The sequence below is a fragment of the Terrabacter sp. C0L_2 genome (assembly GCF_036352015.1).
Lineage (GTDB): Bacteria > Actinomycetota > Actinomycetes > Actinomycetales > Dermatophilaceae > Terrabacter > Terrabacter tumescens.
Genome location: NZ_CP143557.1, coordinates 1,397,528 through 1,412,480, shown reverse-complemented (window position 1 = coordinate 1,412,480; position 14,953 = coordinate 1,397,528). Strand labels below are relative to the sequence as shown.

The window sequence follows — 14,953 nt, the reverse complement described above, 5'->3', positions numbered from 1 at the left end:
CTGTCCTCCACGGGGTGCTCGCTGTTGGTGCACCCTCCCGGCGAACGTCTCAGGAACGGAGGACGACGGGACGCAGGCTGTCCATGCCCGGCCCCGTCAGCTGGTCGAGCGCGACGGGACGACCGGTGAGCAGCAGCAGGATCGCGCTGATCGGCCCGGTGACCTCGAGCCCCTCGCCCCGGGTCCAGTCGGTGTCGGTGGCCCGAAGGCGGTAGCCGTCGAGCGGGATCTGGTCGAAGACCCTGTCGAGCCACGAGCCGCGCGTGTCCCAGCGACGCGTGGCGGCCAGCTGCCCTGCGGTCAGCACGATCGGCAGGTCGAGTCCGAGCGGGACAGCCAGGTCCTGACCGTGCACGAGGGTGTCGGTGAGTGTGTCCAACGGGGTCACACCGACGTTGTGCCGCCGCGATCCGATCATCGACCGGATCCGCGCGACGATCTGCTCGCTCGAGAGCTCGCGCGCCACGATCAGGGCGGAGTCGTGGATGGCTGCGTTGAGGGTGAGGCTGCGCAGCATGCGCGGATGACGGGAGATGAAGGCGATGGCGTCGCCGACGTGCTGCTGCTGGAGGGTCAAGTGCGCGGCGACGTGGCGCACCGTCCAGCCCTCGCACAACGACGGGTGCTCCCACTGCTCGTCCGTGAGCTGCTCGAGCAGGTCGGCGGTGCGGCCTCGCTGGTCGTCGATGCCATCCCAGATGGTGTCGGCAGGGTCAGGGGTCTGCAAGGTCATCTCGTCCTCCTCAGGTGAAGACCGGTGGGCGGGTGCGGGTGCGTTTGAGCTCGAAGAACTGCGGATAGCCGGCGAGCAGCCGGGCTCCGTCGAACACGCGGACGGCCTCCTCGCCGCGCGGGATCGCGTTGAGGACCGGGCCGAAGAACGCCACGCCGTCGAGGCGCACGATCGGCGTGCCGACCTCGCTTCCGACGAGCGCGACGCCCTGTTGGTGGCTGCGTCGCAGGGCCGCGTCCTGGCCGTCGGAGTCCATGGCGTCCTCGAGGTCGGCGGGCAGACCCGTGGCGGCCAGCGCCGAGCGCACCGCCAGGTGGTACTCCTCGGCGCTGGGATGCCGCCACCGGTCGAAGACGAGCTGACCGAAGGCTTGGTAGAAGGCGCCGAGCGCCCGCTCGCCGCTCCGCCCCACCACGGCGGTCGCGACTCTCGACGGCCCGCGCAAGCGCTCGACGTTCACGCGATAGTCGTCCGCGACGTCGGTCCGGTGCTCGTTGAGGAGGTAGAGGCTCAGGACGTGGTGGTGCACCTGCAGCGGACGGCGCCGACCTACCTCACCCAGCCAACGTGAGGCGGTCCACGAGTACGGACACACCGGGTCGAACCAGAAGTCGACGACGGTCTCGTCGGGTGTCGTGACCATGAGCAGTCCCTCGCTCGCTAGAATAGTCCCGTTATCGAACTACTATAGTTCGTTCATGGGACTATGCAAGGGGTCTGATGAGTCGGGATCTGCCGAGCAGCCTGTTGATGTTCATCGCTTCACGAGCGGCTGCTGACCGGGTCTTCCACGCCCTGCACAGGGCGGGCTTCGACGACATCACCATCGCCCAGAGCCGGCTGATGATGGGCCTCGACCCCGACGGCACCCGCCTCAGCGTCCTCGCCGAGCGCGCCCAGATCGCGAAGCAGACGGCCACCGCCCTGGTCGACAAGCTCGAACGCGCCGGCTACGTCGAGCGCGTGCCCGACCCCTCCGACGGCCGGGCACGGTTGGTGCGCCTGACTGCTCGCGCCGAGGCCGCCCTCCCTCTGGCTCGCGCCGAGGAGGAGCGCATCGAGGCCGAGTGGCGCGAGCACCTCGGACCCGAGCTCATGGGTCAGCTGCGCCAGGCCCTGAACGCACTGCGCGAGATCACCGACCCGTACCGGTAGATATCTCTGAAAGCGAGACAGAGCAGGCGCTGCGCCGGACACTTCATGAGCAGTCACAGGGAACTCAAAGGAAGAACCGCGCATGAGCGACAACAGTTACCAGTACCCCGCAGCAGAGGGTGATCCAGCCGCATCTCCGACATGGGGGCCGCCTCAGGGCGCGCCCTTCACCTCCCCTCCTGCGGGACCGGTCAAGCCGAAGATGGGCAAGGGCAAGAAGGCCGGCCTGTGGGGCGGCGGCATCCTCGTCGCGTTCATCGCCATCGGCGCCATCGGTGGTGATCCGAAAACGGCACCGACGGCTGCTCCCGTCGTGAGCTCGAGCGCAGCGACCGTGGACCCGACGCCGACGGCGGCCGTCGACACCGCCGCCCCGGACAAGGCCGCTGCCGACAAGGCCGCTGCCGACAAGGCCGCCGCGGACAAGGCAGCCGCCGACAAGGCAGCCGCCGACAAGAAGGCGACTGATGCAAAGGCCGCTGCCGCGAAGGCTGCCGCCGCCAAGGCAGCTGCTGCAAAGGCGGCCGCCGCCAAGGCAGCTGCGGCCAAGGCCGCCGCAGAGGAGGCTGCCAACGCGATGACCGTCTCGCAGGAGCAGGCCGTCTCGAAGGCGGAGTCCTACCTCGAGTTCACGGCCTTCTCCCGCAAGGGCCTGATCAAACAGTTGCAGTACGAGCAGTTCTCCAAGGCCGACGCGACGTTCGCCGTGGACCACATCTCGGTCAACTGGAACGAGCAGGCGGCCAAGAAGGCCCAGTCCTACCTCGACATGATGGCCTTCTCGCGCGGCAGCCTGATCAACCAGCTGACGTTCGAAGGCTTCACGAGCGCGCAGGCGAAGTACGGCGTCAAGTCCGTCGGTCTCTGACCGACGGTCACAGGGCGTATGCCGGGTCGCCAGCCTCATGGCGATGGGCACCACCCGGCATACGCCCTCACGACCTCAGCGGATCGGGTCGGGATCGGGGACGGGCTCGTCGGCGTCGATGAGTGACGGCGGGCCGACGACCAGCTCGTCCTCCGGCTTCGGCGCCGACGCCCGGGCGTCGACGAGCACGTCGGCCGGCACGTGCCGCTCGAGGAACCGGCGCGCGAGCTGCGTCGAGGGATGGATGCCGATGGTCGCGGCGACGATGATCGCAGCGATGATGAGCCAGCCTGTGGCTCCCCAGTCCAGCGCGAGGAACGTGAACACCGCTGGGGCCCAGACCTTCCCGAGGGTCATGCTCAGCTGCGATGCTCCCTGGTAGGCACCACGCTGCCGCGGGTCCATCAGCTCCGCCTCGAAGGACCAGCTCGCGGCCGACACGTAGAGCTCGGCGCCGGTCACCGTCACGTGCCCGAGCCAGACGAGCGCGATCGTGACCCAGCCGAGGGTGTCGTGCGTGGCTAGGGTGATGAGGCACGAGACGACGAAGAGGACCGACGAGATCCGGATGGCGCGCAGCGCGGTGTGGACGTCCTTGACGCCGCGCGAGGTGATCATCGGCAGGAAGATGCACATCACCGTGTTGGTGCCGAAGAGGAACGCGAGCAGCACCCGGGGCGCGTCCGTCTTCTGCACGAGCCACAGCGGGATGACGACGTTGAGCAGCACCTGGTTGGTCCAGAACACGCCGGTGAAGAAGGTCGTGAGCAGCCAGCCGACGTTGCGCAGCGGCCCGGGCCCCGGGACGCGGACCTCTCGCTCCTCCGGCGTGCGCTCGTCGTGCGAGGCGTTGGGCAGGCGCAGGATGGCTGCGGCGTTGACGAGGAAGGCGAGCGCCGTGAACCACGGCAGCGCGTGCAGGACGTCGTTGGAGTGGAACGCCAGCGCGACGCCACCGACGACCGAGCCCAGCGTGAAGCCGAGGTTGAGCGCGGAGTACATGTAGGCCCGCGACCGCACGCGCTCCTCCGGCGGGAGGACGTCGATCGTGTACGCGCCGTACGCCGCACCACCGAGCGCGCCGATGACCTCCATGCCGACGGCCATCGACACGTAGCCCTGGAAGCCGGTGATGAACGGCCAGAACGCGAACATCGCAGCCTGGCCGGCCGCGCTGACGGCCCACATCTTGCGCGGCCCGAAGCGGTCGACGAGCCTGCCCATCGGCAGCGCGGCGAGGAACGCCGCGACCCCCGCGATGGTCAGGCCGAGGCCGACCTGCGCGGCGGACAGCCCGACGATCTGGGTGAAGAAGACCGCCGAGCCCGTCATGAACGTGCCCTCGCCCAGCGCGAAGAGCATCGACTGCGCGGAGAGCCGGCCCGCCAAGGGGGACGGAGGGCGGGTGTGGCGGAGCACGGCGTCGAGGATCACCCGGAGATTCTCCGGATCGAGGCGCCGGCTGTCGTCCGATTTATCCGGATGCCCCGTCCGCGGTGGATCACCGGCGCGTGGTGCCGGCGATCCACCGCGTTGCGTCGTCCCTGCCCGTCCCCGACGAGCGTCAGGCGTAGAAGTCGGGCTTGGCGATCATCTCCACCTTGACGACACCCTCGTCGGTGAGCGCTCGCACACCGGCGTCGCAGACGCACGCCGCCGCATACCCGTCCCACGACGTCGAGCCCGTGTGGTCACCGCGGGCGACGGCCGAGATCCACTCCTGCACCTCGGTGACGAACGCGCCCCGGAAGCGGTCGTTGTGGTCACGGGCGATGGCGTTGCGGTGACCCGAGCCGTCCCGCACCTCGACCGCGTTCTGGTCGGCGAGGCTCACGGTGCCCTTCTCGGCGACGGCCTCGCAGCGGATGTCGTAGCCGAACTGGCAGTTGACGAAGATCTCGTCGTCGACCCGCACGCCGGACTCGGTCTCGAGGACGAGCACCAGCGGGTCCTGGAGGTGCTCGAAGCGCAGCGACGTCTTCTTCGGCCTGTCGACCCGCGCCGAGACGAACTCCTCGCCGAGCAGCCAGCGCATGGTGTCGATCTCGTGGATCGCGGTGTCGTTGATGGCCATGTCCCACGTGTAGTGCTCGGGGGCTGTCGCGTTGCGGTGCGCGCAGTGGACCATGAGCGTCTCGCCGAGGTCGCCCGAGTCGAGCAGCGCCTTCATCTGCCGGTAGCTGCGGTCGAAGCGCCGCATGAACCCCACCGTCACGAGGCGCCGCCCGGCGGCCTGCTCGGCCTGCATGATCCGCAGCGCGGCGTCGGCCGTCGGTGTCAGCGGCTTCTCGCAGAAGACGGGCTTGCCTGCGGCGATCGCGGCGAGGACGTCGACCTCGTGCGCCGGTCCGTGGCTGCAGATCATGACGGCGTCGACCTCGTCGGACGCGATGAGCTCGGCGGAGGTGGCGTATGCCGTCCCGTCGATCCGCGCGGCCACCTCGTCCGCTCGGGCCGGGTCGACGTCCGAGACCGCGACGACGCGGCCGCCCGCGATGACGGTGTGGACGCGGTCGATGTGGGCCTGGCCCATGGCGCCGGGCCCGATCATCCCGATGCGTACGGTCACGGTCGGATCTCCTTGGGAGTCAGGAGGGCCCGCTGACGGGCCTTGTGGTCGACGTAGCCGGCGTATGCCGTCCGCGTCGTGTGGAGGTTGCTGACCTCCGAGACCGGCACGTCCCACCACGACGCGCTCTCGGGCGCCTGCACGAGGGGGTCCGTCTCGACGTGGATGACGACGGGGCCACCGTCGGACGGCCACGCCTTGGCCTCCCTGATCGCCCGGTGCAGCTCTTCGACCGAGTGGACCTCGATGACATGGGCGCCGAGCGAGCGCGCGTTGGCCGCGAGGTCGACGGGCAGCACGTCGCCGTCGAGCCGGCCCGACGACTCGCCCCGGAACCGGTACGAGGTGCCGAATCGCTGCGACCCCAACGACTCCGACAGCGAGCCGATCGAGTGGAACCCGTGGTTCTGCACGAGCACGACGATGACCTTGACGCGCTCCTGCAGTGCGGTGACGAGCTCGGTCGGCATCATCAGGTAGCCACCGTCACCGACCATCGCGAAGACGTCGCGCGACGCGTCGGCGAGGCGGATGCCGATGGACGCCGGCACCTCGTAGCCCATGCAGGAGTAGCCGTACTCGACGTGGTAGGCCTTGCGGTCGCGCACCCGCCACAGCTTGTGGATGTCGCCGGGCATCGAGCCGGCCGCGCAGAGCACGACGTCTCTCGGGTCGCTGAGCTCGTTGACGGCACCGAGCACCTGGCCCTGCGTCAGCAGTCCCTCGGCCAGCCGGTCGGTGACCTCGGCCGGCGGGTGGAAGGCTCCCTCGACAGCGGCATCCCACTCCGCCCACAGCGCGGCCTGGCGCGACCGGTAGTCGTCGTCGACGGCATACCCCTGCAGTGCCGCCGTCAGGGCGGTGAGGGCCTCGCGGGCATCGGCGACGACCGAGAGGCCGGAGTGCTTGCCTGCGTCGAAACGCGCGACGTTGATGTTGACGAAACGGACCCCGTTGTCCTGGAAGGCCGTTCGCGACGCCGTCGTGAAGTCGCTCCAGCGCGTTCCGATCCCGATGACGACGTCGGCCTCGGCGGCGAGCGCATTGGCTGCCGTCGTCCCCGTCGAGCCGACCGCCCCCATGAGCTGCGGGTGACCGTGCGGCAGCGACCCCTTGCCCCCCTGCGACTCCGCGACGGGGATGCCGGTCGACTCGCAGAAGGTCCGCAGCGTCTCCTCGGCCCGTGAGTAGTGCACGCCACCACCGGCGACCACGAGCGGCCGCCTCGCCGAGCCGATGACGGCGGCAGCGTCCTCGACGTCGACCGCCTCCGGTGCGGGGCGGGCCACGCGCCACACCCTCGGCGCGAAGAGCTCCACGGGCCAGTCGTGCGCCTCCGCCTGCACGTCCTGCGGCAGCGAGATCGTCACGGCGCCCGTCTCGACGGGGTCGGTGAGCACCCGCATCGCGCCGAGAAGGGCAGACGGCAGCTGCTCCGGACGCTGCACCTCGTCGAAGAAGCGCGACAGCGGCCGGAAGGCGTCGTTGACGGTCACGTCACCGGCAGACGGCTGCTCGAGCTCCTGCAGCACCGGGGCGCTGACGCGCGTCGCGAAGGTGCTGGACGGCAGCAGCAGCACGGGGATCCGGTTGACCGTCGCGAGCGCAGCACCGGTCAGCATGTTCGTCGACCCGGGGCCGATGGATGCCGTGCACGCCCACGTCTGCAGGCGGTCCTTCTGACGCGCGTAGGCCACGGACGTGTGGACCATCGCCTGCTCGTTGCGGGCCAGCACGTAGGGCAGACGCCCCTCGCCGTCGGCGAGCTCGTTCTCCAGCAGTGCCTGGCCGAGCCCGGCGACGTTGCCGTGGCCGAAGATGCCGAGGCAGCCGGCGAAGAGCCTCTGCCGCTCGCCGTCGCGCTCGCTCCACTGGTGCGCGAGGAAGCGCACCACGGCCTGGGCGACGGTGAGTCGCACGGTCGCAGCCGGTGGGGTGTCGCTCGTCATCGAGCACCTCCGAAGGGGAGTCGGGGATCGACCGGTCGGTCCGTCCAGGTGTCGCGCACCCAGCCGTGCGCGGGGTCGTCGCGGATGAGCCAGGCCCGCTCCTCGCCGGGACCGGCCATGACGTTGAGGTAGTAGAGGTCGTAGCCGGGCGCAGCCATGGCGGGCCCGTGCCAGCCGTGCGGCACGAGCACGACGTCGCCGGGACGCACCTCGGCGAGCACCTCGATGGGGCGGTGCTCGGTGCCGTACACGCGTTGGTAGCCCACCGGGTCGGTGCCGGCGACCTTCGGGGAGCCGGCCTCGGGTGCCACCTCGAAGTAGTAGATCTCCTCGAGCTGGGTCTCCTCCCCCGGCCGCTCCTCGTCGTGCTTGTGGGGCGGCCAGGAGCTCCAGTTGCCCGCGGGGGTGACAACCTCGCAGGCGATGATCGACTCGGCCTCCAGCACTCCGGGGATGCCGAAGTTGCGCACCTCGCGTGACGCGATGCCGGAGCCGCGCAGCTCGACGGGGACCTCCGCGGCTGCGACGTGGCGGAACGGGACGTCCGCGCCGGCGGTCCCGGCCCGGGTCACGGCGAAGCACACGGCGACCCGGGCGTCACCGAGCGCCGTGACCGTGAGGCCCGACCCGGCCGGGACGTAGGCGACGTCGGTGGGACCGGCGAAGACGGACGCTCGGCCGGCGAGGGTCACCTCGTGCTCCCCCGCCGCGCCGTCGACGCTGACGGTGACGGAGCCCGAGAGCGGCACGACGACGTGCTCGCGGTGGCCGGCCCCGAGGCGGCGCGACTCCCCCGCGGCGAGGCGGCCGACATGGAGCCCCGTGTGCTCCCACCCCGCGGCGTCGGGCTCGACGACGACGTCCCAGCCGTCGCGTGACGCGGTGCCGATGGGCCGGTGCCACGTCATGCGACACCTCGGCCGTGCACGAGCCCGGCTGCGATGTCGACCGCGGCGGCGACGTCCCCGTCGGGCGGGAAGAGCAGGGCACGACCGACGATGAGACCGCGCACGGCGGGCAGGTCGAGGGCGTGGCCCCACGCGGCGTAGGTGTCCTGCGGGTCTCCCTGCGGGTCACCGCCGAGGAGCAGCGTCGGCAGGGTCGTCGCGTCCATGACGCGGTCGAGCTCGTCGACGACGGGCAGCTTGAGCCAGGTGTAGGCGCTCGAGGCGCCGAGCCCGGCGGCGATGTGGACCGACGTGACGACCGAGTCCGGGTCGAGGTGGTTGACCACCCGCGGCCCCTCGCGCGTCGACAGGAACGGCTCGACCATGGCCATCAACCCGTGCCCGGCGAGCTCGGTCACGGCGTCGGCACTCGCCTCGAGCGTCGCCACCGTGCCGGGGTCCTCGAGGCAGATCCGGGTCAGCATCTTGCCGCCGTCGAGGCCACGGGCCGCGATCTCCGCGGCCGTGTAGGCCGTGAAGCGGTCGTCGAGCTCGAAGCTCGCGCCCTGGAGTCCGCCGCGGTTCATCGACCCGACGGCGACCTTGCCGTCCAGGGCGCCGAGGAGGAGCAGGTCGTCCAGCACGTCCGGCGTGCCGAGCACACCGTCGACCCCCGGCCGCTGCAGCGCGGTCACGAGGCGCTCGAGCAGGTCGCTGCGGCTCGCCATGGCCGCCTGCGCCCCGCGGACCCCGAGGACACCGCGCGCCGGGTGGTCGGCGGCGACGAGGAGCATCCGGCCGTCCTCACCCACGAGCGGGCGTCGGCGTCGCGCGGCCCAGGCTGCGGCGATCCGGCCCGGCTCGCGCGCCCGGACGTCGGTGAGGTCGGCGACGGCGGCCACCGGCCCGACGGCGGTCACGAGACCTCCTCCCCGACCGGTGCGGGTCCGCGTGAGGGGACACCCGCCGCTGCGGCTGCGGCTGCGGCCGAGCGCCGCTCCTCGACCTCGGCCGTCGTCGGCATGGCGGTCGAGCACTCGAGCCTCCCTGCGACGATCGCTCCCGCGACGTTGGCGAACTCGACGATGCGCCTCAGTCCCCAGCCCTCGAGGAGGCCGTGGCACAGCGCTCCCCCGAAGGCGTCACCGGCGCCGAGGCCGTTGACGACCTCGACCGGGAAGGGCGGCACCTCGACGCGCTCCTCGCGCGTGGCCGCGAGCACGCCCTTCGGGCCCTGCTTGACGACGGCGAGCTCGACGCCGCGGTCGAGCAGCGCGTCGGCAGCCCGCTGCGGGTCGGTCTCGCCGACCGCGACCTCGCACTCCTCGCGGTTGCCGACCGCGACGGTCACGTGCTCGAGCGCCCGCGAGACCTGCTCGCTCGCCTCGGCGGGGTGGGACCAGAACATCGGCCGGTAGTCGAGGTCGAGCACCGTGTGGCGGCGACGACCGCGCGCCTCCCAGCCGCGGAAGTGCGCGGCGCGGCTCGGCTCCTGGGAGAGCCCGGTGACGGTCGACCAGTAGACGCCCGCGTCGCGCACCGCGTCGAGCGGCATCTCGTCGGCCTCGATCATGAGGTCGGGCGCCGTCGGGTAGCGGTAGAACCACAGTGGGAAGTCGTCGGGCGGGAAGACCTCGCAGAACGTGACGGGCGTCGGCGGCCCTGTGACGGCTGCGACGAACGCGTCGTCGACGCCGAAGTCGCGCAGCGCCTCGTGGACGTAGCGACCGAACGCGTCCTGCCCCGTGCGCGTCACGAGGGCGACGCGGTGCCCGTGCCGGGCCGCGGCCACGGCGACGTTCGTCGCGCTGCCACCGAGGAACTTCTCGAAGGTGCGCACCTTCTCCAGACCCACGCCGTGCTGGAGCGGGTAGATGTCGACGCCGGTGCGCCCGATGGCGACGACGTCGTATGCCGTCTGGTCCCCTGGGGTCGCGGGCGCGGTCATCAGATCCCGACCCCCGAGCGCTGCGCGGCGATGCCGAGCAGGTGGTTGAGGCTCTCGACGACGTCTCCCCGGGGGCCCTCGCCCGTCGGCGCCGCGTCGAGGACGGTGTCCTGCTCGAGGACGTACCACCCGGCATACCCGGCGTCCTCGAGCGCGGTGACGATGGCGGTCACGTCGACGTCGCCCCGACCGAGCGGCACGTAGAGGCCGGCGCGGACGGCGTCGGTGTAGGGCAGCGCGCCGGAGCGCACCTGCTCCGCGAGGTCGAGGCGCACGTCCTTGAGGTGGACGTGCGCGATGCGGTCGGGGTGGTGGCGGGCCAGCGCCACCGGGTCACCGCCACCGATGAGCAGGTGGCCGGTGTCGAGGCAGAGCCCGACGTGGGAGCCGGCGAGGACCCGTTCCACGTCTGCACCTGACTCGACCAGGGTGCCGACGTGCGGGTGCAGGGTCGGGGTCAGGCCGCGCCCGCGGATCACGTCGGCCAGCCGGTCGAGGTTGTCGAGCAGGCGCGCCCAGCCGGCGTCGTCGAGGACCGGTCGGTCGTCGTAGCCGTCGGCCCCCGTCGCCGCCGCGAGCACGACCGTCGACGCGCCGGCTGCCACCAGACCCTCGAGCGCCCAATGGACGTCGGGCAGCGGGTCGTGCGACGGGTCGTGGAGCACGACGGGGACGAACTGGCCGACAGCGCGCAGACCGTGCGAGGCCAGCACCTCGGCCTTGGCCGAGGGCTCGTCGGGGAGGAAGCCCTCAGGACCGAACTCCGTTGCCACGAGGCCCGACTCGGCCATCTCGCGCAGTACGGTCTCGACGTCGTACTGCCACCCCCATCCGGGCACCTCGCAGACCCCCCACGAGATCGGCGCTCCGGCGACCCGCTCGTCGAGGGGTGGGACGACGTCGTCGGAGGCGTGGCCGGGCGTCAGGCCGACGGGTCGGTTGGGCGGTGTCGGTGCAGTGGTCATCGGGTGTCGATCTCCTCCAGGCGCACGGGGCGCCCCTCGGTGCGGGAGCGCTTCGCACGCCTCCGCGATGCGAAAGGCTTCCAGGGCGTCGTCGACCGTGCACGGTGACGGCCGCCGGCCCATGACGACGTCGATGAAGGCCCGCAGCTCGTCGCGGTAGGCGCCGGCGAACCGCTGCATGAACGAGTCGTGGGTCGGTCCGGGCGGGAACGTGGCACCGGGCTCGGCCGAGCGGAAGGCGAGGGAGTCGTCGAGTCCCGCGCAGATGGCACCGTCGCTGCCGTGCACCTCGAGCCGCACGTCGTGGCCGCCGCCGTTGTAGCGCGTCGACGACACGAGGGCGAGGGTGCCGTCGTCGAGCGTCAGGACGGCCGCCGCCGTGTCGACGTCGCCGGCCTCGGCGAAGAAGGGCGCACCCTTGGCGCCCCCGACCGCACAGGCCGAGACGACCTCGCGCCCGGTGACGAAGCGGAGCGCGTCGAAGTCGTGGACGTTGCAGTCCCGGAAGATGCCCCCGGACGTCGGGACGTAGGCGGCAGGTGGTGGTGTCCGGTCGTGCGTCGAAGCGCGCACGAGGTGGACGACACCGAGCTCGCCGCTCGCCACGGCCCGGGCAGCACGCGCGTAGCCGGCGTCGAAGCGCCGCTGGAAGCCGACCTGCACGGGGACCCCGGACGACCCGACGAGGCCCGCCAGCTCGACGGTCTCCGCGAGGGTCGTCGCCACGGGCTTCTCGCAGAACGTCGGCAGTCCACGGGCGACGCTTGCGCGCACGAGGTCGGCGTGCGCTGTCGTCGCCGTCGCGACGACCAGCCCGTCGAGGCCGCGGTCGAGCAGGCTCTCGACGTCCGGCGCCTGGTCGGTGCCGAGCTCGACCGCCACCCGCGCCGCCCGGTCGGGGTCGAGGTCGGCCACCACGAGCGAGTCGCCGGCCGGGTCGAGGAGGCCTCGCAGGGTGGCGGCGTGGAAGGCGCCGATGCGCCCGACACCTGCCAGGCCGATCCTCATCGATGCCGTCCGTCCGTCGTCGCGCCTCGGGTCACGGCCCAGCCTCGCCCGCCCCGCGCACCCTGTCAAGCAAATGTCAGGACATTAGGATGGCCTGATGTGAAGGGCCACCGCGGGGCTAGGATCCGGCCATGGCCAAGCAGGTGCGCGTCGTCGTCGACCGCACCTCACCCGTGCCGCTCTACCACCAGCTGGCCGAGCAGCTCGGCGCCGCCATCGGCTCCGGCGAGCTTCAGCCCGGCGACCCCTTCGAGAACGAGCTGGCCCTCGCCGAGCGCCTCGGCGTGTCACGGCCGACGGTCCGCCAGGCCATCCAGGAGCTGGTCGCCCAGGGTCTGCTGCTGCGCCGACGCGGGCTCGGCACGACCGTCGCGAACCGGCGCGTCCACCGCCGGGCGGAGCTGACGAGCCTCTGGGACGACCTCGAGCGCAGCGGGAGCCGCCCTCGCACGCTGCTCCTCTCGCACGGGCTGGTCGTCGACGCCGTCGCCGCGGCCGCGCTCGACCTGCCACCGGACACCGAGCTGCTCGCCGTCGAGCGCATCCGCCTCTCCGGCGACCAGCCGCTGGCCGTCCTGCGCAACTGGCTGCCGCCGCCGCTGACCACCGTGAGCCGCGAGGACCTCGAGACCCGCGGCCTCTACGCCGTGCTGCGCGCACGAGGGGTGCGTCCGACCGTGGCGCACCAGACGATCGGCGCCCGGATGCCCACGGCGGCCGAGCGCCGTCACCTCGCCATGAAGGGCGGCGAGCCGGTCCTGACGATGACCCGCAGCGCCTTCGACCCCACCGGGGCGCCCGTCGAGCACGGCGACCACTGCTACCGCGCCTCGGCGTACACGATCGAGGTCATGCTCGACGAGCGCTGACCCCGACCCCGGGTTGGTCGGCTCAGGCGAGGGGCTCGAGCACGTCCTTGCCGAGGAACGGGCGCAGCGCCTCGGGCACGCGCACCGAGCCGTCGGGCTGCTGGTGGTTCTCAAGGATCGCGACAAGCCAGCGCGTCGTGCCAAGCGTGCCGTTGAGCGTCGCGACGGCGCGGGTCCCCGAGCCGTTCGGGTCGCGCTCCCGGGTGTTCAGTCGGCGCGCCTGGTACGTCGTGCAGTTCGAGGTGGAGGTCAGCTCGCGGTACTTGCCCTGCGTCGGCACCCACGCCTCGCAGTCGAACTTGCGGGCCGCGGGGCCACCGAGGTCACCGGCCGCGGTGTCGATGATGCGGTAGGGCACCTCGATCTTGGCGAGCATCTCGCGCTCCCACGCCAGCAGGCGCTGGTGCTCGGCCTCGGCGTCCTCGGGACGGCAGTAGCTGAACATCTCGACCTTGTGGAACTGGTGCACGCGGATGATGCCGCGGGTGTCCTTGCCGTGCGACCCGGCCTCGCGGCGGTAGCAGGCCGACCACCCGGCATACCTCTTCGGGCCGTTCGTCAGGTCGATGATCTCGTCCGAGTGGTAGCCGGCGAGGGCGACCTCCGAGGTGCCGGTGAGGTAGAGGTCGTCGGCCTCGAGGCGGTAGACCTCCTCGGCGTGCGCGTCCATGAAGCCGGCGCCGACCATGATCTCCGGGCGCGCGAGCGTCGGGGTGATCATCGGCGTGAAGCCGGCCGCGGTGGCCTGGGCCATCGCCATGTTGAGCAGCGCCAGCTCGAGCAGCGCGCCGACGCCGGTGAGGTAGTAGAAGCGCGCGCCGCCGACCTTCGCGCCGCGCTCCATGTCGATGGCGCCGAGCTTCTCGCCGAGCGCGAGGTGGTCGAGCGGCTCGAAGCCCTCGGCCGCGAAGTCGCGCGGGGTGCCGACGGTCTCGAGCACGACGTAGTCGTCCTCGCCGCCGACGGGCACGCCGTCGATGATGACGTTGCCGACCCGGCGCAGCAGCCGCTCCAGCTCGGCCCCGGCCTCGTCGGCGTCGCTCTCGAGCGCCTTGACCTGCTCGCTCAGCGTGCCGGCGTGGGCACGGGCCTCGTGCGCGACCTTCTCGAGGTGGTCGGCGTCGGCGGCTCCCGACTTCTTCGCCTTCTGGAAGGCGCCCATCGCGGCGCCGACCGACTTGCTGACGGTCTTCTGCTCGGCGCGCAGCCTCTCGAAGTCGCCGAGGGACGATCGACGGCGCTCGTCGGCAGCGAGGATCTCGTCCACGATCCCCGGGTCCTCACCACGGGCCTGTTGCGAGGCGCGGACCCGGTCGGGTTCGTCGCGCACGAGCTTGATGTCGATCACGCGGGCCAGCCTATCCGCGCGCCCGAGCCGACCACGACCGACTTCCGCCGCCCCCTCCCACTCGGCTACTCGGGGCGGATGAGGGCGTATGCCGTCACGGCGTCCCCGGGGAGGCCGCGGACGTCGATCTGGACCTTGCCTGCCGGCAGGCCGAGGTGGACGGTCCGCTGGACGGCGCCGTCGCAGGTGAAGGGTCGGGAGTAGAGCGGCTCGCCGTGACCCCACGTGCCGGGCGCCGCGTCGTAGACGGCATAGCTCGTGCCGCTCGACGGGCGGCCCGCCGCGCACGCGACCTCGACGGTGTAGGTCCGGCCCTCGGCCACCGGCACCCCGGGCACGTTGCGGAACGCCTTGCCCGCGCCCTGCTTCGTCACGACGACGCGCGCCACCTCACCGGCCACGGGCGCCGGGACCGTCACGACCGGCGGCGGCCCGGGGTCGATCGGCGTCAGCGAGACCTCGGGGGTGGCCGGCGAGGGCGCCGGACCCGGCGAGAGCCGCTCCGTCACGGCGGGCGGCTCGCTCGTGCACCCGGCGGCGGACGCCATGCACGCCGCACCGAGCAGGAGGATCGCGAGCGCCCGGACGGTGCCCTCGGCGACGCGCTGCCTCATGCTCCCGACTCTAGGTCGCGGGAGCGCAAGTGGGTATGGG

The 14,953-nt window shown here is 72.0% G+C and carries 14 protein-coding genes; 3 read left to right on the top strand and 11 right to left on the bottom strand.

Annotation, left to right across the window (positions count from 1 at the left end; all coding sequences use genetic code 11):
* Positions 1-49: 49 nt before the first annotated feature.
* Together U5C87_RS06600 and U5C87_RS06595 are read right to left on the bottom strand one after the other, a co-directional pair.
* Entirely contained in the window at positions 50-733 is a 684-nt protein-coding gene (locus U5C87_RS06600) for a maleylpyruvate isomerase family mycothiol-dependent enzyme (RefSeq protein WP_330475824.1), read from the bottom strand.
* 10 nt (positions 734-743) lie between these two features.
* A complete protein-coding gene (locus U5C87_RS06595; RefSeq protein WP_330475823.1) occupies positions 744-1,376 on the bottom strand; it encodes a mycothiol-dependent nitroreductase Rv2466c family protein in 633 nt (210 codons plus the stop codon).
* A 77-nt stretch (positions 1,377-1,453) separates the two neighbouring features.
* Here U5C87_RS06595 and U5C87_RS06590 point away from each other — a divergent pair, with 77 nt between their 5' ends.
* Together U5C87_RS06590 and U5C87_RS06585 are read left to right on the top strand one after the other, a co-directional pair.
* Positions 1,454-1,888, top strand: coding sequence for a MarR family winged helix-turn-helix transcriptional regulator (locus U5C87_RS06590; protein ID WP_330475822.1), 435 nt, complete (start codon positions 1,454-1,456; stop codon positions 1,886-1,888).
* Positions 1,889-1,970: 82 nt separating this feature from the next.
* Positions 1,971-2,756: an Ltp family lipoprotein gene (locus tag U5C87_RS06585; protein ID WP_330475821.1), complete on the top strand. Its 786-nt coding sequence runs from the start codon at positions 1,971-1,973 to the stop codon at positions 2,754-2,756.
* A gap of 75 nt (positions 2,757-2,831) precedes the next feature.
* Here U5C87_RS06585 and U5C87_RS06580 read toward each other — a convergent pair whose 3' ends face one another.
* From U5C87_RS06580 to U5C87_RS06550, 7 genes are all read right to left on the bottom strand, one after another.
* Positions 2,832-4,190 carry an MFS transporter gene (locus U5C87_RS06580; protein ID WP_330475820.1) on the bottom strand — a complete coding sequence of 453 codons (1,359 nt, stop codon included), beginning with the start codon at positions 4,188-4,190 and terminating at the stop codon, positions 2,832-2,834.
* A 130-nt stretch (positions 4,191-4,320) separates the two neighbouring features.
* Entirely contained in the window at positions 4,321-5,325 is a 1,005-nt protein-coding gene (locus U5C87_RS06575) for a Gfo/Idh/MocA family protein (protein ID WP_330475819.1), read from the bottom strand.
* Positions 5,322-7,274 carry a 3D-(3,5/4)-trihydroxycyclohexane-1,2-dione acylhydrolase (decyclizing) gene (iolD, locus tag U5C87_RS06570; protein WP_330475818.1) on the bottom strand — a complete coding sequence of 651 codons (1,953 nt, stop codon included), beginning with the start codon at positions 7,272-7,274 and terminating at the stop codon, positions 5,322-5,324. The genes U5C87_RS06575 and iolD overlap by 4 nt, the downstream gene beginning before the upstream one ends.
* Positions 7,271-8,182, bottom strand: coding sequence for a 5-deoxy-glucuronate isomerase (gene iolB, locus U5C87_RS06565; RefSeq protein WP_330475817.1), 912 nt, complete (start codon positions 8,180-8,182; stop codon positions 7,271-7,273). Before iolB ends, iolD begins: the two co-directional genes overlap by 4 nt.
* A complete protein-coding gene (locus tag U5C87_RS06560; protein ID WP_330475816.1) occupies positions 8,179-9,081 on the bottom strand; it encodes a Cgl0159 family (beta/alpha)8-fold protein in 903 nt (300 codons plus the stop codon). The genes iolB and U5C87_RS06560 overlap by 4 nt, the downstream gene beginning before the upstream one ends.
* The gene (iolC, locus tag U5C87_RS06555; protein ID WP_330475815.1) at positions 9,078-10,109 is read right to left on the bottom strand and encodes a 5-dehydro-2-deoxygluconokinase; all 1,032 of its coding nucleotides are present in this window, start codon (positions 10,107-10,109) and stop codon (positions 9,078-9,080) included. The genes U5C87_RS06560 and iolC overlap by 4 nt, the downstream gene beginning before the upstream one ends.
* Positions 10,109-12,082 carry a TIM barrel protein gene (locus U5C87_RS06550; protein WP_330475814.1) on the bottom strand — a complete coding sequence of 658 codons (1,974 nt, stop codon included), beginning with the start codon at positions 12,080-12,082 and terminating at the stop codon, positions 10,109-10,111. The genes iolC and U5C87_RS06550 overlap by 1 nt, the downstream gene beginning before the upstream one ends.
* A 131-nt stretch (positions 12,083-12,213) precedes the next feature.
* Between U5C87_RS06550 and U5C87_RS06545 the strand changes: the two genes are divergently transcribed.
* The gene (locus U5C87_RS06545; RefSeq protein ID WP_330475813.1) at positions 12,214-12,951 is read left to right on the top strand and encodes a GntR family transcriptional regulator; all 738 of its coding nucleotides are present in this window, start codon (positions 12,214-12,216) and stop codon (positions 12,949-12,951) included.
* Between the two features lie 22 nt (positions 12,952-12,973).
* Here U5C87_RS06545 and serS read toward each other — a convergent pair whose 3' ends face one another.
* Together serS and U5C87_RS06535 are read right to left on the bottom strand one after the other, a co-directional pair.
* Positions 12,974-14,299: a serine--tRNA ligase gene (serS, locus tag U5C87_RS06540; protein WP_330475812.1), complete on the bottom strand. Its 1,326-nt coding sequence runs from the start codon at positions 14,297-14,299 to the stop codon at positions 12,974-12,976.
* 65 nt (positions 14,300-14,364) lie between these two features.
* On the bottom strand, positions 14,365-14,913 hold the full coding sequence (locus U5C87_RS06535; protein ID WP_330475811.1) for a hypothetical protein: 549 nt from the start codon (positions 14,911-14,913) through the stop codon (positions 14,365-14,367).
* Positions 14,914-14,953 lie beyond the last annotated feature (40 nt).